We start from the raw sequence: 23,313 nt of genomic DNA on the forward strand, positions 1-23,313 counted from the left end.
AGGACCAGTCCGCAATAACTATTTCCATGAAGGTTGTCTTTGTGACACTTATGGATTATATTTATCCTGAACTATCATGCAAATGATTTCCGTTATGTATTCAACCAGAAGAGGCAAGAGAGAATAGTTTGAGAATTGGAAAAACTACTGCGTTTACACAAAAACAAGAAAACAGTGTCTATGAAATTTTTAAGCAGGGCATTTACTATCTGTAGCATTGTCATGTTTGCACAATCAACGGTGTCGGCACAATTGAATAAACCGGCCGCGCTGGCGCTCATCAAACGTGTATTACCTGAAAGGGCTGCTTTTTTCGAAGTAGGGGAACTGCCCGCTGCTGAAGCAAAGGATGTATTTGAAATTACACCACACCAGGGAAAGATTTTATTGAAGGGGAATAATGGGGTTGCTGTAGCTTCTGCCCTGTATTATTACCTGACTGAATATGCCCATTGCCAGATTACCTGGAATGGCACGCAGCTGAAACTACCGGCGAAATTACCGATGCCGGCAGCAACGATAAAGAAGACCACACCTTACCAGTACCGCTATTACCTGAACTACTGCACTTTCAATTACAGCATGAGTTGGTGGGACTGGAAGCGCTGGCAAAAGGAAATAGACTGGATGGCGATGCATGGCATCAATATGCCCCTGGCCATCACAGGCGAAGAGTATACCTGGTATGAAGTCTATAAACAAATGGGCTTTACGGACAAGGAACTGGAGGGCTTCTTTTGTGGACCCGCTTATTTCTCCTGGTTCTGGATGGGCAATTTAGACGGCTGGGGTGGTCCCTTGCCACTCAGCTGGATGAAGAGTCATAAGACCCTGCAGCAGCAGATTGTAAAGCAGGAGCGTGAGTTGGGTATGACTCCTGTATTGCCTGCATTTACAGGACATGTACCCGCAGCTTTCAAAGAGAAATATCCAAAGGCAAAACTGAAAGCGACTAACTGGAACAATGGTTTTGCAGATACTTATATCCTGGATTCAGAAGATCCTTTGTTTGCGAAGATCGGCAAGCAATTCCTGGAAACACAGGCTAAATTGTTCGGAACAGACCACCTGTATTCTGCAGATACATTCAATGAGAATGAACCTCCATCTGATGATCCTGAGTTCCTGTCTAAACTGAGTGCAAGGATTTATGAAGGTATGCGACAGGCGGATACCAGTGCTGTATGGGTGATGCAGGGATGGCTATTTTACAGTGATCGTAAATTCTGGAAGGCCCCACAGATCGAGGCATTGTTAAAAGCAGTGCCGGATAATAAAATGATCTTACTGGACCTGGCTGCTGAAATAGAACCTGTATGGAAAAGGACAGATGCATTTTACGGCAAGCCCTGGATCTGGAACCAGCTGAATAACTTCGGTGGAAATGTGAATCTGTTTGGGCGGCTGGAAGGCGTAGCTGCAGGACCTGCACTGGCACTGAACGATCCAAATTCAAAGAACCTGAAAGGGATTGGCCTGACGATGGAAGCGATAGAGAACAATCCTGTGATCTATGAACTGACCATGCAGCATACCTGGCAAACAACACCTGTTCAACTGGATGAGTGGCTGAGGAAATATGCGCGCAACCGTTATGGTGTGGACAATGATTCGCTGGTACAGGCATGGCAGGTACTGCGTAAGACGGCTTATAACGGACAGACTATACGCGATGGTGCTGAATCCATCATCACCGGCCGGCCTACTTTTGACAGCACCACCATCTGGACAAGGACGAAGCTGAACTATGCACCGCTGGATTTAGTGCCTGCATGGGATTTATTTATCCATGCATCGAAAAAAGGGGTGCGTACGGATGGATTTACTTATGACCTGGTGGATGTGACAAGACAGGTGATGGCGAACTATGCGACTCCTTTGCAACAGCAGTGGGTGAGGGCTTATAAGGCGCACAACATGACGGCGTTTCAGAAATATAGCAAAGCATACCTGGAGCTGATAGATGATATGGATCGCCTGTTGGCAACGAGAAAAGATTTTCTATTGGGACCATGGATCGCGAGTGCAAGGAGCTGGGGTACTACACCTGCTGAAAAAGCGCTGTATGAGCAGAATGCCCGTGACCTGATCACCTTATGGGGAGATGCGGAAAGCCCATTGCATGAGTATGCAAACAGGCAGTGGAGCGGCTTGCTGAAAGACTTTTACAAGGTACGCTGGGAGCAGTTTTTCGATTTCCTGGTGACGGAGGAGCAACCTGATTTCAAAGCCTTTGATAAGAAGATCAGCCAATGGGAGTGGAAGTTTGTGAAGACGCAGAAAAATTATCCTTTGGTGACGAGTGGTGACCCGGTAGTGGTGTCACAACAAATGTATGCTAAATATCATGACCTTATAGTTGCAGCTTATGAAAGATAATCAACGATTGCAGTCCTTAGACGCGCTGAGAGGTTTTGATATGTTCTGGATCATGAGCGGTGAGCACATTATCCATACCCTGGCCAAGGCTACAAAGTGGGGACCGGTAGAATGGATGTCCGCACAGCTGAATCATACAGATTGGAATGGGTTTACCTTTTATGATATGATCTTTCCGCTATTCCTGTTTATTGCCGGGGTGACGATGCCCTTGTCTTTGCAGAAGAAAATGGATGTAGCGGGGGTAAAGTATACTTACCTGTTGCCGGGAGAAGAGAAGCGGAAATTGTATAAGGTAATGCTGAAGCGTGCTTTGATCCTGGTGGTGCTGGGCTTTATCGTGAATGGACTATTGAAGTTTAATGGTTTGGAGAATACCCGCTTCCCAAGTGTGTTAGGAAGGATCGGCCTGGCCTGGTTCTTTGCAGGATTGATCAGTCTGAACTTTTCGGTGAAAGGACAGGTGTATTGGTTAATTGGTATTTTGTTAGGGTATTGGGCTTTGATGATGTGGGTGCCTGTACCGGGATATGGAGCAGGTGTACTGACGATGGATGGATCGCTGGAGTCTTATATTGACAGAGTGCTGGTGCCGGGCAGATTGCATGATAAGGTGCATGATCCGGAGGGTGTATTATCCACCCTGCCGGCTATTGGAACAGCATTGCTGGGTACATTGGTAGGTACGTTTATCCAAAGAGGTGTTCAGACTCCCTTGCGGAAAGGTGGGTTGCTGTTTGCTTTTGGTGCTGCATTGGTGCTGACCGGTTACCTGTGGGGCTTCGGCTTTCCTATTAATAAAAGACTGTGGACAAGTTCCTTTGTGTTATATGCAGGAGGATTCAGCGTAATGTTCCTGGCAGTGTTTTACCTGGTAATAGACGTGTGGGGATATAGAAAATGGGCGTTTCCTTTTGTGATTATAGGCACGAATTCTATCCTGATTTACATGGCGGCAGAGGGGATGGTAGATTTTAAGTATACGGCTGGATTTGTGTTTAATGGATTGATCCAGTATGCGCCTTTATTGTGGCAGCCTGTGTTTGCGGCGATGTCGGTCACCTTTGTACAATTATGCCTGTTATATGTTTTGTATAGGAATAAGTTGTTCCTGAAGATCTAAAAAGAAGAGGGTGTACCAAAAGTACACCCTCTTCTTTTTTTATTGTTTGAAAATGCCTAAGACATTTAGCTTGTCTATAATCAATAATAATGCAAATACAAAAATGGAAAGTGCTGTAAAGCCGATCACGGTATAAGTGAAATAGTGGATAGTCCATTGCAAGGCAATCTTCACTCTGTGGATAAACGAGATGGATTGGGCGGTAGCCCCTTCATAGAGGGATAACTTGACCGTGCAGAATTCATTTTCTGTATTGAAGTTCCCTAAATCGACCCCCAGGTTCTGTAATTTGTCTTCCAGTTCCAGTTGCCTGTCATAGATAGATAATAAGTCCTGGTTTGCGCCCGCAGTTGTTTTCAGTTTCTCCAGTGACTCTACTGTTTTCTCCAGCGACACCTTCTTTGCATTGAGTTGCCTGTATTCATTCGTCTTATCTACTTTGGTAATAGACATTGACCTGATAGCGCCGAGGCCCTGGATCTCATGATAGAAGGAATCGAATTTTTCAGGATTTACACCAATCATCAGGTGTAGTTCACGATTTCCTTTTTTACCCAGTGCTTTTTCGTATTGGATCATGGCTTTATAGGATTCGATTTTCTTTCTCAGATCTGCTTCATCTTTTGTAAAATCACTGGTGGTGGTGCGTACGATGGCTGTCTTCTCATATTTTTGGCTGGTGGAAAAATCCGGTTGTGGATTTCCGGCAGGTGCCATGCTCATTTTCGAGCCCATATCCAGTTTGGAAGTAGCATAGTTTCTTCTTAATCCATTCACCTGATCAAAGTAATTTTCATAGTAGTCCCCGCTGCTGTTTGTATGCGACGCTACATAACCATAAATCAATCTGAAAATAAACATTAGCATGAATACTCCCACCCCCCAGCGGAAGAGTCGCCAGAACCTGGTCTTAATTGAGGTTTGCATAGTGTAAAGTTATAATGTGAATATAGGTTATTTTTCTACTGCAAGGTTGAATGCTGCATCCAGTATCAGTTTCCCTTCTGCCTCTGTCCCATCGGGCAATTTCAGTCCTTTCAGTTTGGTAGTTTTGCCTTTTGTCAGGAGGTCGCTTAGTTGTTTATCGGACAATTTCTTGCCATGGGTTTCAAAAGGCACCTTGAATCCACACACTTTGAAATTGGAGCAGCCATAGGCAGTATTTCCTTTGATCAAAGGATGTTCTTTACACTTGGGGCATTGCAGGCTGGCAATTTCCTGTTTGGGTTTAGGGGCTTTTTTCGGCTTTTCTTCCTTTTCAGGAGTAGGTGCCGGTGTGGGAGCCTGTACGGCAACGATGGTTTTGTAAGAAGCATTTTTCACTTCCCGGGTCAGGTCTACGACCATCTGGATCAGTTCCTGTTTGAAGGTGTCCAGCTGGTATTCACCTTTTTCTATCTGTCTTAGTTTCCGTTCCCATTGCCCGGTCAGTTCTGCACTTTTCAGCAGGTCTGAGGTGATGGTATCGATCAGGTCTATGCCGGTTTGGGTGGCGTAGATGTTCTTTTTTCTCTTCTCTATGTATTTACGTCTGAACAGGGTCTCGATGATATTTGCACGGGTAGAAGGGCGACCGATACCGTTGTCCTTCATCAATTCCCTCATTTCTTCATCGTCTACCTGCTTACCGGCGGTTTCCATAGCACGGAGCAGGGTCGCTTCCGTAAAGGCTTTGGGTGGAGTGGTTTTACCCTGGTGTACCCTGGGGGTATGGGGGCCGCTTTCACCGACTACGAACACGGGCAGTACTTTTTCTTCGTTTTCTTCTTTTCCGTCTTTGTTTTCTTTTGGAGCAGGTGCATCATTGGCATACACTTCTTTCCAGCCGGGTTCCAGGATCTGCTTACCGGTTACCTTGAATTCTACCTGGCCTACTACGCCCAGTACGGTAGTATTCGAAATCTTACACTCAGGGTAGAATGCAGCGATAAAGCGTCTCGCTACCAGGTCATAAATGCGCTTTTCCTCCAGGGGCAGGTTGCTGGGATATTCACCTGTTGGAATGATGGCATGGTGATCTGTCACCTTTTTGTCGTCGAAGACGGTCTTAAGTTTAGGAATCGGATTCGCCAGGATGGGGGCGGTCAGGTTCGCATATGGTTTCAGGTCCTGTAAGATGCCTGCTACTTTTGGATGCAGGTCTTCGGAGAGGTAGGTGGTATCTACCCTTGGGTAGGTAGTCAGTTTCTTCTCGTACAGGTTCTGGATATATTTTAAGGTATCGTCTGCAGTGAAGGCAAATTTCTTGTTGGCTTCTACCTGCAGGCCGGTGAGGTCAAATAGGCGGGGGTTCCCTTCCTTGCCTTCTTTCTTTTCGAAGCTGGTGATTTCGAAAGGGTGTTGCTTCAGGTATTCCAGTCCTTTATTGGCCCTATCCAGGTTTTTGATACGGTCGATAGTGGCGGTGAATTCTGTTTCGCGGTAGATGGTTTTGAGTTCCCAGTATTCTTCGGATACGAAGGCGTTGATTTCCTTTTGCCTTTGTACGATCATGGCGAGGGTAGGTGTCTGCACACGGCCGATGGACAAGACGGTTTTGCCGATGGCAAATTTCTTGGTGAAGAGGCGGGTGGCATTCATGCCCAGCAGCCAGTCGCCGATGGCGCGGGCGCTGCCGGCGGCGTATAAGTTATCGTACTGGCTGGCATCTTTCAGTTTCTGGAAGCCATCCTGGATGGCTTGTACAGTCAGGGAAGATATCCACAGCCTTTTTACGGGTGCGGTGCATTGGGCTTTGAGTAATACCCAGCGTTGAATGAGTTCTCCTTCCTGCCCGGCATCCCCACAGTTGATGACCTCATCGCAGGCTTGTACCAGGGATTCTATGATTTTGAATTGCTTTTCGACCCCTCCGTTGGGTATGAGTTTGATACCGAAGTGGGAGGGGATCATGGGCAGATCTTCCAGTCGCCAGAATTTCCATTGCTCCGTGTAATCATGCGGTTCTTTGAGGGTACAAAAGTGCCCGAAGGTCCAGGTGACCTGGTACCCGTTTCCTTCATAGTACCCGTCTTTGCGTGTTTTAGCGCCGATTACTTCAGCGATGTCGCGGGCGACACTTGGTTTTTCTGCAATGCAAACCTTCATAGAGAGGGCAAATGTAGGGAAAACAAACCAGTGAAAAAATCACTTTCGCCTATGGCAAAAGTGATTTTTCCGGGTGGGGCCGGGCCTTATGCCCGGGTATGAAAACCGTATTAATATTCAGCGAATTGCTCATCCACATAACACCACAACCACCTTTCTCCCGGCTCTGCCGATATGACTACGGGGTGCTGTGTTTTATGAAAATGCTTCGTCATATGCTTCTCCGGCGACTGGTCGCAACACAAGGTTGCACCGCAGGTTTGACAGGTACGGAGATGCACCCAGTCAGATCCTATTTTTACACATTCCTCACACACATGTTCTTCATCCACTTTCAGTGTTTTAATCGATGTAATATGTGAACAGATTTCTGCCATAGTCAATTATTTTACCTCAGCGAGGTATTTGTGTACAAAACTGATTGCCATAGAGCCTTCTCCTACTGCTGCCGCTACCCGGTTCATTGCATTGGCCCTTACATCGCCTGCTGCAAAGATGCCGGGACAACTGGTTTCCAGCAGGTATGGATCCCTGTCCTGTTTCCAGATCTTCTCAAATTCAGGATGTGTAAACAGGTCCCTGCCCGTTTCAATAAAGCCTTTATCATTCTTGATGATATTCATTTCCAGCCATTCAGTAAATGGTTTTGCACCAATAAAAATGTACAGGCCATCTGCATGTTCCTGGGTCTGTTCGCCTGTTTTGATATTGGAGATGATCAGGCATTCCAGCCTGTCAGAGCCCCTGGCTTCCACTACTTCAGAATATGCGCGTACATGAATATTAGGTGTTTCCACGATGCGGTCTATCAGGTAGGCAGACATGGTGCTGGATAGATCTTCCCTGCGGATCAGGATACTTACATTCCTGGCAAATTTGGAAAGGTACATGGCCGCCTGGCCGGCAGAGTTGCCGCCTCCTACGATGAATACATCTTTGTCTTTGCAGGCAGGTGCTTCTGTCATGGCAGCACCGTAGTAAATACCGGCACCTGTAAAGTCGGCCACCCCTTTTGTATCCAGGGTGCGGTAATCTACACCTGTGGTGATGACCACACTTCTGCTGTTTACAAAAGTGCCGTCTTCCATGATGATCTTATTGTAGCCGTCCTTTTGCTCGATGGCTTTCACCGACTGTGGGGTGATGAATTCCGTACCTAAGCGTTGGGCCTGGGAGATAGCTCTGCGGGCCAGATCAGCACCACTCAGGCCTTTCGGAAAGCCCAGGTAGTTTTCAATCCTGGAACTGGTGCCGGCTTGTCCGCCGGGTGCTCGCTTTTCAATGAGCAGGGTTTTCAACCCCTCGCTGGCTCCATACACACCTGCCGCCAGTCCTGCAGGGCCGGCACCAATGATCACCACATCGTATACCTCATGTTTGATCTGGGGGTTTAGGCCTACTTTGCGGGCAGTATCCTGGATGGAGGGATTGGAGAGGTAAGAACCATCTTCAAAGAAGATAACGGGTACATCTTTTTCATCCAGTCCATTCAGTGCCAGTAGGTTACAACCTTCCTGTGTGGTGCGTACATCCAACCATTTGTAAGGAATGAGGTTGCCGGCCAGGAAATCCTTGATGGCATGGCAGCTGCGGGAGTATTGGTATCCTACTACCTTGATACCTTTGAATTCCGGATGGTAATCACTCTTCCAGTCATCCAGCAGATCATCTATCACCGGGTAGAGCTTTTCCTCTGGTGGGTCCCAGGGTTTTACGAGGTAATAATCCAGTTGAACAGTATTGATGGCTTTGATTGCAGCATCCGTATCAGAATAAGCAGTAAGTAATACCCTTTTTGCATCCGGGTAAAATTTGAGTGCCTTTTCCAGGAATGTTACGCCATCCATCACCGGCATCCGCTGATCGCTGATGAACATGGCAATGGTTTCACCTTTGTTCTTCAGTTCCAGCAGGCTGCTGAGTGCTTCCTGCACATCGCTTGTACTGATGATTTTATAATACTGTCTGTATTTGTTTTTTAAGTCGCGCACGATGGCCCGCAATACCTGCGGATCATCGTCAATACAAAGAATAATAGGTTGATTCGTATTTTTCTCAGTGTCTTTGTCTGGCATAAGCCCACCGTTTTTTTTAGTGAATTAATGGATGGGAATAGACACAGAGAATTGTGTCCTTCCCGGAACTGAATTTACTTTAATATTTCCATGATGTTGCTTCACGATCTGGGTAGTAATGTCCAGACCGAGGCCGGTACCTTTGCCAATTTCTTTGGTAGTAAAGAAAGGATCGAAGATCCGGGAGATAATATTCTCGGGAATACCGGGGCCGTTGTCGATGACGGAGACCTTTACACAGGTACCATCTTTCTCGGTTTTTATTTCGAGTATACTGTTTTCCCTGCCTTGCATGGCATCCAGTGCATTATCGATCAGGTTGGTCCATACCTGGTTCATTTCCCCGATCATGATGTTGACAGGGGGAAGGGTGGTATCATAGTTTTCGATCAGCTGCACATTGCCTTTGCGTAGTTTGTACTCCATGATGTTGAGGGTATTTTTGATACCATCGCGGAGGTCGGAGGCCCGCTTGTCATGGGATTGGTCCATGTGGGTAAAGGTCTTGACAGAGCCTACCAGTTTTACGATGCGTGCGGAGGCTTCTTCGATATCGAGTACCATTCTTTCTGTCACCAGGTTTTTTTCAATCCAGCTGAGTACAGCTGGCAGTGAATCTGGTGACATATGAGATTTGAATTCTTCCAGTATATCGATGGTAAAACCGAATTCCACGAAGTTTTCCGCTATTTCCATGGCATTGTTTACATCGTGCTCCTCAAGCCAGTCCACCATTTCATCTTCCTTTTCGCCTCTTTCCATCATGGTGAGTTTGGGTCTGTCGGCCGATTTTAGGATGGCGAACATTTTGTCTTTCACGAAAGTTACGTCCTCCGGGGTCATCTGTATGGCCATGATTTCCTGGAAGGTATCCGGCATTAGTTGCAGGTGTTTTCTCAGGGAGGAGGCTCCGCGTACGATAGCAGCAGCGGGATTGTTCAGTTCATGCGCCAGGCCGGCGGAGAGTTTTCCCAAGGCCATCATCTTTTCATTCTGCCGCATCAGGGTGGTATAATCCCGCACCCTGTTTGTCATGACATGGACCAGTGCCTGGGTCAGTTCGAACTGGGTGTGGATCATGTCATCTATCTTCGCGATGGGGAAGCACATGAGCTGTGTTTCCTCGATCGCTTCACTGTAGATAGTTGCTTTCAACCCACGGGAAAAGGGAAGATAGCCACTAATGGTACCGGCTTCCATGACCAGTATTTCTACAGGATCATTGTTCTGCAGGTAGTAGAGGCGAAGTTTCCCTGAAATGAGGATGTAAGTAGCATTGAGTGGTTCATCAGGTTTGAACATGAACTCCCCTGGCTGAAGGGTTTTAGGTTCACTGTTTTCAGCCAGCCATTGGAGTTGCGACACGGGTACGTCTTTAAACGCCTCGACTGATTGTAGCCATTCGGTGGAAATGTTTACCATAACCTTAAAGTTAAAGATATTTTGCCCTTAAGAGAAGATCAAAAGGCGTTCCGGAAAGGATTGACCAGAGAAGCGATGAAATGTACAATGATAAATACAACTAATTGCATTATAATAACATTAAATACTGGAACTTAATAAAAATTCAGTAGGGCTTTTGGTGTATTTTGCGTAAGTTTAAATGACGAGCGCGTTAGCGCCATCCCTATTGACCTATAAAAGCACAAATTTATGTCTAAGTAATTGTTTCAGTGAAAAATGTAAGACGATGTCAAAAAGTGGAAAGAATATATTTTTAGCCGATGATGACGCCGACGATTGTCTGCTTTTTGAAGACGCACTCAAAGAAGTGGCAGACGACATTACACTGACTACGATTTCGGATGGTATAGAACTCATGGATATGTTGGAAGAGCGCGTCCCCCCGCCTCCGGACATGATCTTTCTGGACTTGAATATGCCTCGTAAAAATGGCTTTGAATGTCTGAGAGAAATCAGGACAGATCAACGTCTCAAGTCCATTCCTGTAATTATCTTTTCAACCTCATCTCAACCGGAATTTATCGAACAGGTGTACATTTCAGGAGCAAACCGATATATCAGGAAGCCTTCTTCCTTTTCGGAGCTTATGAAGGCAATAGCAGAAATGTTGTCTATTGATTGGGATACCAGTGAGAGATTTCCTAAACGGGACAATTTCTTTATCTCATTTTAAGAACAACGCTTTCAATTGGCGAAGACAATGAATTTGACCAGGCTTGAATTTGACCAGGCAAGATCGATGCATCTGCATTTTAAAGCACAGTTGCGATCGATTCTCTATGGAGGAGCAGTAGATCAGGTGCCTATATTATCCGAACATGAATGTGCATTTGGGAAATGGATGCACGACCACGTTTTACCGCGTTACAGCCATCTGCCGGAAATGCAGCAGTTGGAGCAGGTACATACAGCCATACATCGGTGTGCGCAAAAATTAATAGGCTTGTATGACAGCGGCAGCCACGAAGCTGCAAGGTCCGGGCTGACAGATATGGAAGGAATAGCCAATGAACTGATGGACTTACTGGCGGGGGTAGAAACCCAAATATTATCATCTGAAAATAACGACGATCTGGTCGTAGAGAATAGAGGGGAAAAAATTGAAGAATTCCGAACATTATATCAATCTGTGAATCAGCTGGAGGAACATATCAGGGAAGGCATCCGCAAGGATGTTGTTTACGACGACAGTCGTTTTAGGGAAAGTGTAGAACAGGCACCGGTAGGGATTGCCATTTTCAGGACGCGGGATATGGTGTTTGAAATGGCGAATGCCATGTACCTGGAATTGATCACGCGACCGATTGAGGCAGTGGTGGGCAGGTCGCTTTACGATGTACTGCCTGAAGTGAGGGAGTTAGTAAAGCCGCTGCTGGACAATGTATGGGATACTGTCACCCCACACTATGGCAATGAATTTCCAGTTACCCTTCTTCGGCATGGGGTGCCGGAGCTGGTGTATTTCAATTTCGTTTATCAGCCACTAAAAAATACTAAGGGGGAAATTGATGGTGTAATGGTAGCTGCCACCGATGTGACAGCGGCTGTAGAAGCCAAGCATTCCCTGGTGGAAAGTGAGATCCAGTTCCGCAACCTGGTCATGCAATCACCTATAGCGATGGCTATTTTTAAAGGCAAGGACATGGTGATTGATATGGCAAACTATACCATGTTGAAAACTTTGTGGCGCAGAAGTTCTGAAGAGGTGACCGGGCGCACGCTGCTGGATGTATTTCCGGAACTGGAAGGACAGAAATTTCCTGCATTATTACAACAGGTATTTGATAGCGGTATTGCTCACAAGGAGAAAGAGGCCATAGCATATGTAAATGGTCCGGATGGTATGAAACGGTTTTACCTGGACTTTGAATATACACCGCTGTTTGACCTGGAAAAAAACGTATATGGCATCATGGCCACCGTATACGATGTGACGGAGCGGAAGGAGCAGGATATGGCCCTGCGACTGTCTGAAGAAAAATTCAGGGTGCTGGGCGAAACCCTGCCGCAGATGATCTGGACCACAGACCCTGAAGGCAGGTTAAACTATGCGAGCAAACGGTATTTCGAATTTACAGGAATGACGCTTGAGCAATTGAATGGGGTAGGATGGTTCACTGTAATACATCCTGAAGACCTGATCAGGAACTTACCTGTATGGAAAGATGCTGTTGCAAAAGGGATAGAATACCAGATTGAACACCGGATGAAAAAAGCGGATGGTACTTACCGCTGGCACCTGACCCGTACTGTACCGCAAAAAGATACGGAAGGCAATGTGAAGATGTGGGTAGGCTCTACGACTGATATTCATGAGGGCAAAATGTTTATTGACAAACTGGAGGCGGAAGTACAGGCGAGAACAAAGGAATTGCAGAAATCCAACGATGACCTGAGAAATTCCAATGAGGAGCTGGCGCAGTTTGCATATGTGGCGAGTCATGACCTGCAGGAGCCTTTGAGAAAGATCCAGACTTTTACCAGTCGGTTGCTGGAAACAGAGTATAAAAACATTTCAGATAAAGGGAAGGATTATTTCAACCGTATGCAGGCGGCAGCGCAGCGGATGCGGCAGCTGATAGAAGACCTGTTATCGTTTTCAAGAACTAGTAATAACGGGGAGCAACTGTTTGAATATGTAGATCTGACGCAGGTATTGCTGAGGGTGAAGGAGCAGTTGAGTGATCAGATAGATAAGAAGGAGGCGGTGATAGAGTATGATTTACTGCCGGTATTGTCAGCGATCCCTTACCAGATGGAACAACTGTTTATGAACTTGCTGAACAACGCATTGAAGTTTTCGAGGAAGGGCGTGAAGCCCCTGATCAAAGTGAAGATGGAAGACAATGTGTACACGCTGGTGGGTGGACTGCCGCATCATAAAATCACGATAGCTGATAATGGGATTGGGTTCGATCCGCAGTTTAGTGAGCGGATTTTCCAGGTGTTCCAGCGATTGCATGTGCGGAACCAGTTTGAGGGCACCGGGATCGGCCTGGCGATCTGTAAAAAGATAATGGATAATCATAAGGGCGTGATAACGGCGGAAGGGTTCCCGGATCAGGGATCGGTGTTTACCTTGTTATTCCCGGTTGCATAATGTCTTAATGAAGAACGCTTTTGCCAGTATGCGGCAAAAGCGTTCTTCTATTATTGTTTGGGAAGCTTAGCTTCGAAGAGTTCCCATATTTCCTGGCCCCAGGGCCATTGTTGTTGCAGTGTTTCTTTGTCCATTTTGTTTAATACAAGTGGGAATTGCTTACCTGCAAATGTTGGTTCCAGGCGCTTCAGCACTTTACATACTTCTATATATACTTCAGCGGCTGCTATAGCCTGTTCCCGGGTAGGTTCGGCCTGTCTTGCATAGTCATTCCACTTTTTCCAGAATACATACACCATTCTATCTCTTAGTGCATTGCCCCCGGGCAGTTGCCTGATATTGTTATACAGCAGGGTTAAGAAGGACTGTAACTGCGCTGTGTCGTTGTAGATTGCTCTTGCCCATTTACCACCTGACTGCCTGAAGAGGTGTTCTAATACTACATAAGGTAGCGTGGCTTCAGGTCTTGCAGCATCTGTGACATGACTGAATACCTGGTTAATCAGGTCGCCCGGTTCCAGCGCAAAGAGCAGTTCTGCTATGGGCCATTGGCTATACAATGCTGCCCAGCCCTGATATTCCCAGTCATTTAAAGTAGCATATCGTCTCTTGGAATGAAGGGTAGGCATGCTGAAGGCAATATGCTTTGCATAGTTCTCCGGGGTAAATAAACGATCCAGTTGTGCCCTGTATGCAGGATCTATAAACCCGGTGCCTTCGAGGTATTTGCGCACCATGTATTGAGCATCCTTGTCAGAAGCATACTGCAGGTAGTCAAGGCTGATCTGCACCAGTTCGGGAGTTACCAGTTTGCCCGTCTGCATGATCTGTAATAACTGGTGGAGAATGCCACCGGGTTTAGGCATGCTTAACAGCAGCTTATATAATTCAATTACTTCTGCCTTTTTAATAGTGCGGTTCTGCCATGCATCCTGGAGCATTCTTTCTGCTTCCATGAAGGTCTGCATACCATTTTTCTTCATCAGGGTTTGCCTGAAGGCAGGGAGGAAAGCACCTGTCTGGTCAGCTTTGTCGGTGTCACTCAGCAGCCAGTTGGCTTTTGTGAGGGAGACAATATGCGGGAGCTGTGCCCTTACGCTGGCATCGGTAGCTGCGAGTTTGCCCAGCAGCTGTACCCATTCGTCCAGCGGAGACTGTGGATAGTAGGCGATATGCCTGTACAGGGAGGTCGTGATGGCGGGTGCTAATTCACTGAAATCTGCTTCCAGTGTTTTGAGCAGGCCGTAGGTAGCTGCCAGTTCACGGATATCTTTGGACTGCTCCAGCAATAATCCCAGGCTGCGTTTCAGGTCGGGAGAATCGCTGTAGGAGAAGGTTTTGAGTCTTTCTATGACTGCATTGCGCGTGTGATCAGGATACCAGTTAGCTTCCAGTACTTCTCTGAACAACTGTAATAAAGCGGCTTTATTGGCAGGGGTAACAGGTACTTCCAGCACGGCATTGATCAGCTGTGTTTTCAGGAAATGATCTGTTTCTGCGACAGCAAGTTCTGTCAGCAGTTGCAGGGTCGCTGCTGATTTACGGCCACTGTTGAGCAGTACATTGATCAGCGCACCACGCAATGCAAGTAAGGGCTCTTGTTTGACAGCAGCTGCCAGGGCTGGTTCTAACAAATCCTGGTGCAGTACAAACTTCTTTTCCAGGTATGAAATGGCTGCTTCTCTTACATAAGGATTCTTATCATTGAGTGCGGTGATCAGTAATTCCGGCACTTCGCAATGCGCTAATAAAGACAGCACGCGTATTTTCAGACCGGCAGAAGGGGTTTGAGCAAACAGTTGCGTTAAGGCTGTTTGTAACTCAGGATGCGCTACCAGCCTGTCCCTGATCAATGCCAGCAGTTCCGGCTGATCAGGTGCTTTTTGCAGGGCGGCAAAGATGCCGGTGAACAAAGTAGTGTCAATCTCACGGAGATCCGACAATAGTTGTATGATTGCTGCTCTTATAGACAGGTCAGTTTCTGATATAAATCTGGCCGAAAGATTTTCAATCACGGTGGCAGAAGGAGCTGGTAAGCTGGCTAAGAAGGCAATTGCAGCTTCTCTTGTATGCCGTGTCTCCAACGGAGAGAGGAATTGTAAAGCCAGTGTGGCAGCAGCATCTGTCGGGAAGCGTTTCACCAGGTTGAATAAGCCGGGTTTCACGCTGGCAGGTGCCAGGGCAATAAATTCGCTTACTTTGGTAATGGTGTCGGCAGAGATGTTGACAATCTTACTCAGTCCATCCAGGCATACCTGCTGAATAACAGGATCCAGGTCATTCACCAGTGTATCAGCAAGTATTTCCTGTACACTATCCAGGTGCGCTGCAAGGTTGCTGAGGGCTTCAATTGCCAGCAGGCGCAATGGTCTTTCAGGTTCCAGGCAGGCAAACCAGCTCAGTGTATCGGTCAGTGCTTCCCGCTGACTGAGGCGGGTAAGAGGTATGTTCACTAAGTATTCCAGCATACGTGCCCGCACAGAAAGGGTATTTTCCGCCCTGGCGGCAGCAGCCAGTTTTTCCACCGCTTCATCAGTTTCAAGAAATGGTTGCAGGCTATTGAGTGCTTCCAGTCTTTCGTGTTCTGATCGTTCTGCGGAAATTAATATATCGAATAAAGCAAGTGCTTCTGACATCTTCAAATTAGTTTAGGTTAATCAGCAAATCCGGGTCCATCATCATTGGTAGTGGGGGCTACGTTACGTTGTAAAGCCTCTGCATCTATACAGGCATTGCGGCAGGCATCTTTCATTGCTCTCATGGCATCATTGTCCTGTGATACAAAAGGCTTTGCCATGATGTGCTGCAGCAGGTCCGGAACGGGTGCCCAGCTACAGTTTGCCTGCAGGTAACTGATGTATGGAATAATGCCGGCAGGTGTTTGCTGCTTGTCGATCTGTTGCCTGAATTCGGCTTCGTTGGGTTGTAATACTTCGTCCAGCAAAATGAGGTTGATGTAGCGGCCTCTTTTCTCCAGCAATTGCCAGAGACCTTCTCTCAGTTCAGCGAAGCCAGGATTACCTTTTAGTGCCAGCAGGTAGTGATTGAATTTGGATTCATTGCCGAGGTCAATGGTCAGTAGCTGTGTGAGTGCATACCTGCTCAGTTGATCATCCATGCCTTTGTGCACCGCCAGGAAGCGGAGTATTTCAATATCACTGATGCCTTCCTGATACAGGCTGCTGCTATTTCCCGGTGTGAGTGCTGCCCAGAGAATACGGTTAGCCATTTCCGGGTTTTCACCATAATACATCCATATATGAGGGAAGATGCCTGAGAAATTATGCTCCACATCTGCCTTGTGCAACCATTGCTCCCAGTTGATATTGGAGCTGCCTGCCTGTGAGATGGCGTTCTCCTGCACCTTTGTGCAGATCTCTTTGATGGTCTGGTCCTGTTCGTGATCGGCCAGTTGGCTGAATATTTTCACAGTGGCAGGGCTGAGCAGTGGAATCATACTGATCTTCTTTGCCAGCAGGCGACGGAGTTCCCTGTTCAGTTGTGTATGAAGCAGCACGGGAGCTGCAGCTTCCACTACTTCGGTGTTTGCTTTTGTGAGAGGAATGAGGAGGATGCCTTTGATGCCGGCTTCTTTGATGGCAGCGGAAGGGGCCTGAAGTGCTTTGCTGTAAAAACTGTTCAGGCTATCATCGTTAGGCGTGAAGCTTGTAATAGCCTGTAAAATAGCCGTGCGGCATTCTTCTTTCTGTTCCTGTTCGTAAGCCTGAACGAAGCGCTCGAAGAGGGCAGGGCGCTGCGCGATGAGTTTTCCTAGAATATTGTAAATGGCGACAGCGAGATCTGCCCTGATGTTTTGTGATGATAGCTCCAGCAGGGCATTTACAAGCGTTTCATTTTTAGCCGTGTAAGGGGCTAAGAGATATAACAGTTGCAGATTTTGGGCAGTAGCGAGTTGTGCACACAGGTGGGCAATGATAGCGGGTGTAAGTAGGAGGCTGTATTCAAATACCCTTAAAGCAGCCTGTTTTACACTTTGATCCGGGTCCTGGGTATAGGCGTGCAGGATAGTGTCTGTCAGCTCTGTGCTGTCTATACCATGTACGGCCAGTAACTGGATGCACCAGATGCGGATAAAAGGGGTTGTATCTGTTGCTATCAATTTAACCAGTGCTGCTACGGGAACGAAGGAGCGGTCGAAGCAGAAACGGAGTACCATTTCTTTGATGGCTACCGGTTCATCCGGCTGTAATAGTTTGGTAATTGTTTCCAGGTCCAAGGTATCCTGTAGTAAGAGCCTGTTTACAATGACCAGTTTATCAGTTTCATCTGCCTGGTTCATGATCTCTTTGTAGAAAGCTATGTCTGCAGGGCTGGCATCAACAGGTATTAGAAGCCAGGAGAGGATAAGGCGGCTGGTGTCAGCATTCTCCTGTTGTTTATAAAATTGAATGAGGTGTTGCCTGGCTGTTGGGTCTGTGATGGACAAACGGCCTAGGACAGGCAGGATCAGGTCCCTCGATTCATCCTGAGCCAGGGAGGCGATCATAATGTTGATCAGCTCTGTGGTATTGCTCAGCTGGCGAAGGCCGGTGCCTGCCAGCTGTCGGATCATATCCGCTTTCAGGGTGCTATCAGTTTCAGTGGCAATCAGTGACAGCCATTTCTCTGCAATGGCGGGGTCGTGGAGATAAGGGGTAGCACCTGATAACAGAGAATACTTTGCATCAGTATCCGAGTGGGGCACCAGATCCAGCATCATTAAACTCTGGGAGGTAAGTGCTGCCCGTCTTTCCCGGATCTCATCAGTGATCTTACTCATATTTTAATACGTTGGGTTTAATACCGGAAAGGGCATCAGCGAGTGATTGTTGCTGAGTGGCATCCAGGTCCAGTTTAACAATAGCGTCCAGTGCTTTTTGTCTGGAGAGGGTATCAATTAATTCATTGCGTACTACCGTAAGCAGTACATCGAAGCGATGGGGAACGCCGGGGCGCAGATAACCATCGAGGCAGAGGCGCAGCAGTTCCCTGTCGGTATCATAGAGCAGCACATCTTCGAGTGCAGGGATCACTTGTGGGTAGATCTCTGCTACATTGGCCAGCAGGCTGGCACAGGTAACCCTGAACGGAGAACCGGGTTCTGTAAGTTCGGCAGCAAATACATCGACCAGTTGCGGATGACGTGCTACGGAGAGGGCTTTCACCTGGTTGAACAATACTTCGCGGATCCGCTCGTCTCTTTCCCGGTTGAAGAGGTGTATGAGCGGGTCGAGGATCTGTTCTGTTTTCAGGCGGCTGGTTATGAGTGAAAGTATCTTTCTTCTATGTTCTGCCAGCGGCAGGTCTTTAATACTTTCCAGCAGGATATTGCTGATGTGCGCATCCCTGCCCATGTAAGGGGCCAGCATATCGGTGATGGCAGCAAATTCGCCCTCGTCATACACGGAAGGGTTGGCAGCGAAAGCATTGGCCAGGGCCAGCCTGATTTCCGGAATGCGCATGGATGGTTTGATGAGTTCCAGCAGTTCATAGCGAATACCATTGGTGCCGGTATTGGAGAGTGCTGTAGCTAAGGTAATGAGCTGGGCATCACTCATTTGTTTATTATCTGCGAGACGGCGCATCACGCGAAGGCGGATATCCGGATCGTTTTTGATGTCGAGGTAAGGCTGTGCGGCGGCAAAGAGTTTATCGCCCCAGCGGGTGCATTTCTCTGCCAGGGTGAGGGCTTGTGATTGCAGCAGGGTAGGTGAATTACGATGTTTCTCCAGGGCAGCAACGGCCATATCTTCCGTGATGAGGGGCAGGCTTGCCAGGGTATCCTGGATAGCTACCATTTCGGGTTCACTAAGATTAGGAGTGGCAGAGAGTTCGATGAAGAAGTCTACCAGTTGCTGGTCCTGGTGAATACTATCCTGTAATCTGAACAGGATGGCAACGCGGGTGTCTCTTTCCTTTTCCTGTCTGAAGAACTGAAGCAGGGCATCGAAGAGAATGCGTGGCTCGGGAAACCGGGAGGTATTGAGGGAGGATAGGAAGAACATGATCTCATCCCGCAACTTCTTGTCTTTGACATCAGGTAATACCTGTAGCAGGGCGGTAATAACTGCCGGTTCATGCAGGTGGCTTTTGGCCAGCTGCAGAATCTGTGCTTTGATCACTGTTTCTGCGTGTAGGCTACCCAGTACCTGTCTGATCAGTCCCGGTAGGGATTGTTGGGTTTTGTCCATAATGTTTTCAATTAAAGATATGCTGATATAAAAAGGGAGCTTACAATGTGATGATGGCCTCAATCTTTTCCAGGTCTACGACACATCTTTTACCATCATGCGTCCTGAGCTCTACGGCTTCCGGGTACAGGTTGCTCACGATACCTTGCAGTATAGCGTGGGTGATGTAGATACTGATTTGTTGCTGTTCCAGGCGGCTGCTTTCAAGTAAGGATATGAATATGGGTGATGGCATGGATGATCCGTTTATATGAAAAATGAGGCAACATTATAATTGCGTACGAACATTAACAGGCTCAAAAGTAAGGAAGTTTGATTTAATAACAACCTTCCTGGTGAGGACTGAAATATTTTCACATTTTATTGATAAAAATGTCAGATTCCCTGAAAAAAATTCAGGTTGTGCTGACTGGCACCGGGTTTGAAGGATTTAGGGTGTTGAAAAATTGGTATTGTTTAACTTTTAAAACGAGTTTTACTATGTCTATCATTAAAAGAAATCACACGTTTCCTTCAGTATTTGATGATTTTTTCAGCCGTGAATTGATTAACTGGGGTAATAACAACTTTTCAGCAAGTAATACCACAGTACCATCTGTGAACATTAAGGAGTCTGCAGAATCGTTTGAAGTAGAGGTAGCGGCACCTGGTATGGATAAGAAAGATTTTAATATTACACTGGATGGTACGATGCTGACTATTTCTTCTGAAAAGCAGCACCAGGATGAGAAGAAAGAGGAAAATTATACCCGTAGGGAATTTAGTTATCAGTCATTCAAACGCAGCTTCCAGTTACCTAAAGATGTGGTAGATGCGGATAAAATAAATGCGAAGTATGAGAATGGGTTATTGCATCTGACAATTCCTAAGAAAGAGGAAGCTAAGAAGCAGGGGCCAAGGCTGATTGAAATTGGCTAAGTAAAAAGGCAGACCACCTGGTCTGCCTTTTTTTATCCTGCCATGAGAACTTTATCAAATTTTAGTTTGCCGTCTTTTATTTTAAAGACATAAAAGATAGCATATTCCCCGCCACCCATTTCAGGATCGGCTTTTTTATTGTAGCCGCTGAGCTGGAGAGTAACTGTTTGTTCAGCCTTGTCGTAGGTAGCTTCCATGCTATAGTATTCTTCCTGGTTATCTGTGAATTCGGCGGTTTTAGCCGAGCCTTTTTCGTACAGGTCTTTTGTTTTTATTTTCAGGAAGGAAGTCACGAATGCTTTATCGAAGATCTTGTCAAAGTAGAGATCGAAAGATTGCGCTGTGACAGGGGCTTCTTTTTCAGCGAGTTTGGGAACGCTGAAGATGTACCAGAATTCGGGATTGTTGTAAGGGAAAGTAAAGAAGGTTTTGGTGGTTTCTTTATCACGCTTGTAGATAGCGTCCCTGAGGGTTCTGACCTGGTCGATCCAGGTGCCGCTGCTGTCGGTGACTGCAAAAGCGGTGTGGGTGGCCAACAGTAGGCAGAGGTAAAGTATGGTTTTTTTCATGGGGTAAATTTAGAAATTTTATATTTGAAGGATAAATAACTTACTACAATATTTGTTGCACCTACCGATTGGAGTTGTGTGGCTCATTTTCTTTATAGAAAATGTGATGATCACCTGTGCGGTGTTGTTAACAGGCCGATATTTTTATAAGGGGGGATATACGGCGAGGGAGTGGGGAATTTGTTTAATTACCAATGTACTGAATACCGTGGTGACGTATGTAGGGTTTTGGTTGTTTTCGAAAGGATGGATTGTGATTGGGCTGGAGACTTCGTGGCAGATTTTAGTTGATTTTATATTCCTGTTTGTGGCGATGGATCTGTTGATGTATGTTTTTCATATCATTATTCACAAGACGTTTTTATATAAGGCCGTGCACCAGTTGCATCACGAGGCAATAGACCCCAGGCCGATAGATTTGTTTGTACTGCACCCTGTGGAGACCATAGGATTTGGGAGTTTGTGGTTGTCGCTATTGATGGTGTATGGGTTTAATATTTATGCAATCATTATTTATCTGGTAGTGAATGTCATCTTTGGCCTGGCGGGACATCTGGGCATTGAGCCGTTGCCGGAGAAGCTGCGGCAATGGCCGGTGATTAAGTACCTGGGCACATCTACGTTTCATCACGATCACCACCAGGATCTTCAGCATAATTTTGGTTTTTACACCAGTATATGGGACAGGCTGTTTAATACTTACAGATAGGTGCTTACGCCGTTTGAAACCTTGTATTAAATCAATTGCGGAGCAGCTTTCTTCTGTAGAACAGTATCTTGATGAAAGAGACCAGTTCGCTGATGGCAGTGAGGCCCAGTGCATATTTAAAAGTAGTTTGATCTACGCCCAGGATGAATACGATCAGAATGACAGGGGGGAGTAATAACATACCATATCCTTTCCATCCAATCCACTTATGAGAGAGGGAAGCCAGCACCGCCCAGATACCGCTGAAAAATACAGCCGCGCCGAATAATGCAAGCATGGCGAAACCACCTTTTTCGGGTATGAACACATTATAGAACAGGATGCTCCATACAGCAAGCAGGAGGATATAGAGCAAGATGTAGGGTATATTTTTCATAGCGACAAAAATATGAGAAAATCTTAATAAAGAATTTTATTTGGTTCCTGTGCGGAAGGTTGTTTGAACGCAATGCTTCAGGTTGGGGTGTAACTTCTGTGACCTATGCAACGTTTAAACCTGAAACCTATATAAATGAAAAATGTTTGCCCGTTTGTGGTTTTGTTAATCGTTTCCCTTTTTGGTGCCTGTAAAAAGGTGGAGTACCAGGATGATTTATCCAGGAGTAAAGAGTTTTATATTGCTTTTAAGGCGGCTTCAGATAATAGTTACAAGTATGTGGTGACAACTAATAGCTGGACGCGGTATCGTACAGAGACAACGCTTACAATTCAGAAAGGAAAAGTTGTAGCACGATCTTTTGTTGCAGTGCAAAGTGCGGACACGGGTTATGCCATCGTGTTTATGAAGGAGTGGGCGGAAGATGCAGGATCCTTGGGATCGCATACAGAAGGGGCGGCCTTGCAGACACTGGATGAGGTATATGAGCTTGCAGCGAAGGAGTGGTTGAAGAAGAGGGATAATGCTTATGTGTATTTTGAGGCAAAGAATGATGGGATGATATCAACGGCGGGGTATGCAGAAAAGAATTGTGCGGATGATTGTTTTAACGGGATTGAAATCAGTTCAATTAAGAAATTATAAAAAAGAGGTTGTAGAAAAAGTAAATTGACGGCATAGAAAATTCTTTCCATCAGGAATCCGGGTTAAATTCCGGAAATTTACTTTTGCTACAACCTCATTTCTTTAAAGCCCTGATTCTGCGGGTTCCTGACTAGCTTCCTCATTAATATGTGATTCCGCAATAATCGTCAGCTTTGCGTCAGTTTCTTTTTCCTCCAGCAGGGTCTGGGCCAGCAGGTCTGCTACTTCTTTCTGCCCCAGGGTTCTGGCCAGGGTGACAAGGCTGCCATAGCAGGACATTTCATAATGTTCAACTTTCTGGGCAGCGATAATGAGCGCAACATCTCTTTGAGCCGAGCCTTCTTCTGTTTCATCGATTACCTGCCAGCCTTCGTCAAACAGGCCCTGTAATCCTATGCTGGGAACTGGTTCTGCGGCGATACCCAACAGGGTGAACACTTGTTCCAGGCGCTGGATATGTGTTTCAGTCTCGCTTCTATGTGCATTAAATGCTTCCTGCAGTTCTGTTTCTGAGGCAGCATTGGCCATAGTTGTCAATACGTTTATCAGGTTCTTTTCTGACCAGTAGATTTCAGATAGCATGGTAGCAAAGAAATCGTCCAGTTTGGAGTGAATCAATGATCCTTTAAGAAGTTCCATGTATAAAGTTTTTGAAGGTTAAGCATATTAATAAGGAG

Annotated in this window: 19 protein-coding genes; 7 read left to right on the top strand and 12 right to left on the bottom strand. The window is 46.4% G+C overall.

The features are described 5' to 3' along the window. Positions 1-180 precede the first annotated feature (180 nt). Together DXN04_RS29570 and DXN04_RS29575 are read left to right on the top strand one after the other, a co-directional pair. Entirely contained in the window at positions 181-2,379 is a 2,199-nt protein-coding gene (locus tag DXN04_RS29570; RefSeq protein WP_199415169.1) for an alpha-N-acetylglucosaminidase, read from the top strand. Further along, on the top strand, positions 2,369-3,502 hold the full coding sequence (locus DXN04_RS29575) for an acyltransferase family protein (protein ID WP_116857032.1): 1,134 nt from the start codon (positions 2,369-2,371) through the stop codon (positions 3,500-3,502). The genes DXN04_RS29570 and DXN04_RS29575 overlap by 11 nt, the downstream gene beginning before the upstream one ends. 39 nt (positions 3,503-3,541) lie before the next feature. Here the strand turns inward: DXN04_RS29575 and DXN04_RS29580 are convergent, their stop codons facing one another. The 5 genes from DXN04_RS29580 to DXN04_RS29600 form a co-directional block, all read right to left on the bottom strand. Beyond that, positions 3,542-4,429, bottom strand: a complete 888-nt coding sequence (locus tag DXN04_RS29580) for a DUF4349 domain-containing protein (RefSeq protein ID WP_116857033.1) — start codon at positions 4,427-4,429, stop codon at positions 3,542-3,544. A gap of 27 nt (positions 4,430-4,456) precedes the next feature. Continuing rightward, positions 4,457-6,589, bottom strand: a complete 2,133-nt coding sequence (locus DXN04_RS29585; RefSeq protein ID WP_116857034.1) for a type IA DNA topoisomerase — start codon at positions 6,587-6,589, stop codon at positions 4,457-4,459. 110 nt (positions 6,590-6,699) lie between these two features. Next, positions 6,700-6,966 (bottom strand): UBP-type zinc finger domain-containing protein, encoded by a 267-nt coding sequence (locus tag DXN04_RS29590; RefSeq protein WP_116857035.1) that lies wholly within the window; start codon positions 6,964-6,966, stop codon positions 6,700-6,702. Positions 6,967-6,972: 6 nt separating this feature from the next. Continuing rightward, positions 6,973-8,664, bottom strand: a complete 1,692-nt coding sequence (locus DXN04_RS35710; protein WP_116857036.1) for an FAD-dependent oxidoreductase — start codon at positions 8,662-8,664, stop codon at positions 6,973-6,975. A gap of 24 nt (positions 8,665-8,688) precedes the next feature. Further along, positions 8,689-10,086 (bottom strand): ATP-binding protein, encoded by a 1,398-nt coding sequence (locus DXN04_RS29600; RefSeq protein WP_116857037.1) that lies wholly within the window; start codon positions 10,084-10,086, stop codon positions 8,689-8,691. Positions 10,087-10,354: 268 nt separating this feature from the next. Here DXN04_RS29600 and DXN04_RS29605 point away from each other — a divergent pair, with 268 nt between their 5' ends. Together DXN04_RS29605 and DXN04_RS29610 are read left to right on the top strand one after the other, a co-directional pair. After that, positions 10,355-10,801 carry a response regulator gene (locus DXN04_RS29605; RefSeq protein ID WP_116857038.1) on the top strand — a complete coding sequence of 149 codons (447 nt, stop codon included), beginning with the start codon at positions 10,355-10,357 and terminating at the stop codon, positions 10,799-10,801. 27 nt (positions 10,802-10,828) lie between these two features. After that, the gene (locus DXN04_RS29610; protein WP_116857039.1) at positions 10,829-13,228 is read left to right on the top strand and encodes a PAS domain-containing protein; all 2,400 of its coding nucleotides are present in this window, start codon (positions 10,829-10,831) and stop codon (positions 13,226-13,228) included. Between the two features lie 50 nt (positions 13,229-13,278). Here the strand turns inward: DXN04_RS29610 and DXN04_RS29615 are convergent, their stop codons facing one another. The 4 genes from DXN04_RS29615 to DXN04_RS29630 are packed head-to-tail and all read right to left on the bottom strand — an operon-like array spanning position 13,279 to position 19,654. Then, entirely contained in the window at positions 13,279-15,864 is a 2,586-nt protein-coding gene (locus tag DXN04_RS29615; protein WP_116857040.1) for a hypothetical protein, read from the bottom strand. A gap of 17 nt (positions 15,865-15,881) precedes the next feature. Further along, a complete protein-coding gene (locus DXN04_RS29620; protein ID WP_116857041.1) occupies positions 15,882-18,008 on the bottom strand; it encodes a hypothetical protein in 2,127 nt (708 codons plus the stop codon). Next, entirely contained in the window at positions 18,001-19,419 is a 1,419-nt protein-coding gene (locus DXN04_RS29625; RefSeq protein ID WP_116857042.1) for a hypothetical protein, read from the bottom strand. The genes DXN04_RS29620 and DXN04_RS29625 overlap by 8 nt, the downstream gene beginning before the upstream one ends. Positions 19,420-19,459: 40 nt before the next feature. Beyond that, a complete protein-coding gene (locus DXN04_RS29630) occupies positions 19,460-19,654 on the bottom strand; it encodes a hypothetical protein (protein ID WP_116857043.1) in 195 nt (64 codons plus the stop codon). 245 nt (positions 19,655-19,899) lie between these two features. On the opposite strand from DXN04_RS29630, the gene DXN04_RS29635 reads away from it, so the two are divergent. Further along, positions 19,900-20,337 carry an Hsp20/alpha crystallin family protein gene (locus tag DXN04_RS29635; RefSeq protein WP_116857102.1) on the top strand — a complete coding sequence of 146 codons (438 nt, stop codon included), beginning with the start codon at positions 19,900-19,902 and terminating at the stop codon, positions 20,335-20,337. A gap of 32 nt (positions 20,338-20,369) precedes the next feature. Here DXN04_RS29635 and DXN04_RS36015 read toward each other — a convergent pair whose 3' ends face one another. Further along, positions 20,370-20,906: a hypothetical protein gene (locus tag DXN04_RS36015; protein WP_116857044.1), complete on the bottom strand. Its 537-nt coding sequence runs from the start codon at positions 20,904-20,906 to the stop codon at positions 20,370-20,372. Between the two features lie 52 nt (positions 20,907-20,958). Here DXN04_RS36015 and DXN04_RS29645 point away from each other — a divergent pair, with 52 nt between their 5' ends. Continuing rightward, positions 20,959-21,615, top strand: coding sequence for a sterol desaturase family protein (locus DXN04_RS29645; protein WP_233525720.1), 657 nt, complete (start codon positions 20,959-20,961; stop codon positions 21,613-21,615). Positions 21,616-21,646: 31 nt separating this feature from the next. Here DXN04_RS29645 and DXN04_RS29650 read toward each other — a convergent pair whose 3' ends face one another. Beyond that, positions 21,647-21,991: a hypothetical protein gene (locus DXN04_RS29650; RefSeq protein ID WP_116857045.1), complete on the bottom strand. Its 345-nt coding sequence runs from the start codon at positions 21,989-21,991 to the stop codon at positions 21,647-21,649. 135 nt (positions 21,992-22,126) lie between these two features. Between DXN04_RS29650 and DXN04_RS29655 the strand changes: the two genes are divergently transcribed. Further along, positions 22,127-22,636, top strand: a complete 510-nt coding sequence (locus DXN04_RS29655) for a hypothetical protein (protein ID WP_147320097.1) — start codon at positions 22,127-22,129, stop codon at positions 22,634-22,636. Positions 22,637-22,738: 102 nt separating this feature from the next. Here DXN04_RS29655 and DXN04_RS29660 read toward each other — a convergent pair whose 3' ends face one another. Next, positions 22,739-23,275, bottom strand: a complete 537-nt coding sequence (locus tag DXN04_RS29660; protein ID WP_116857047.1) for a YciE/YciF ferroxidase family protein — start codon at positions 23,273-23,275, stop codon at positions 22,739-22,741. Between the last annotated feature and the right edge of the window lie 38 nt (positions 23,276-23,313).

Source organism: Chitinophaga silvisoli (genome assembly GCF_003412465.1).
In the GTDB taxonomy this organism is placed as follows: Bacteria; Bacteroidota; Bacteroidia; order Chitinophagales; family Chitinophagaceae; genus Chitinophaga; species Chitinophaga silvisoli.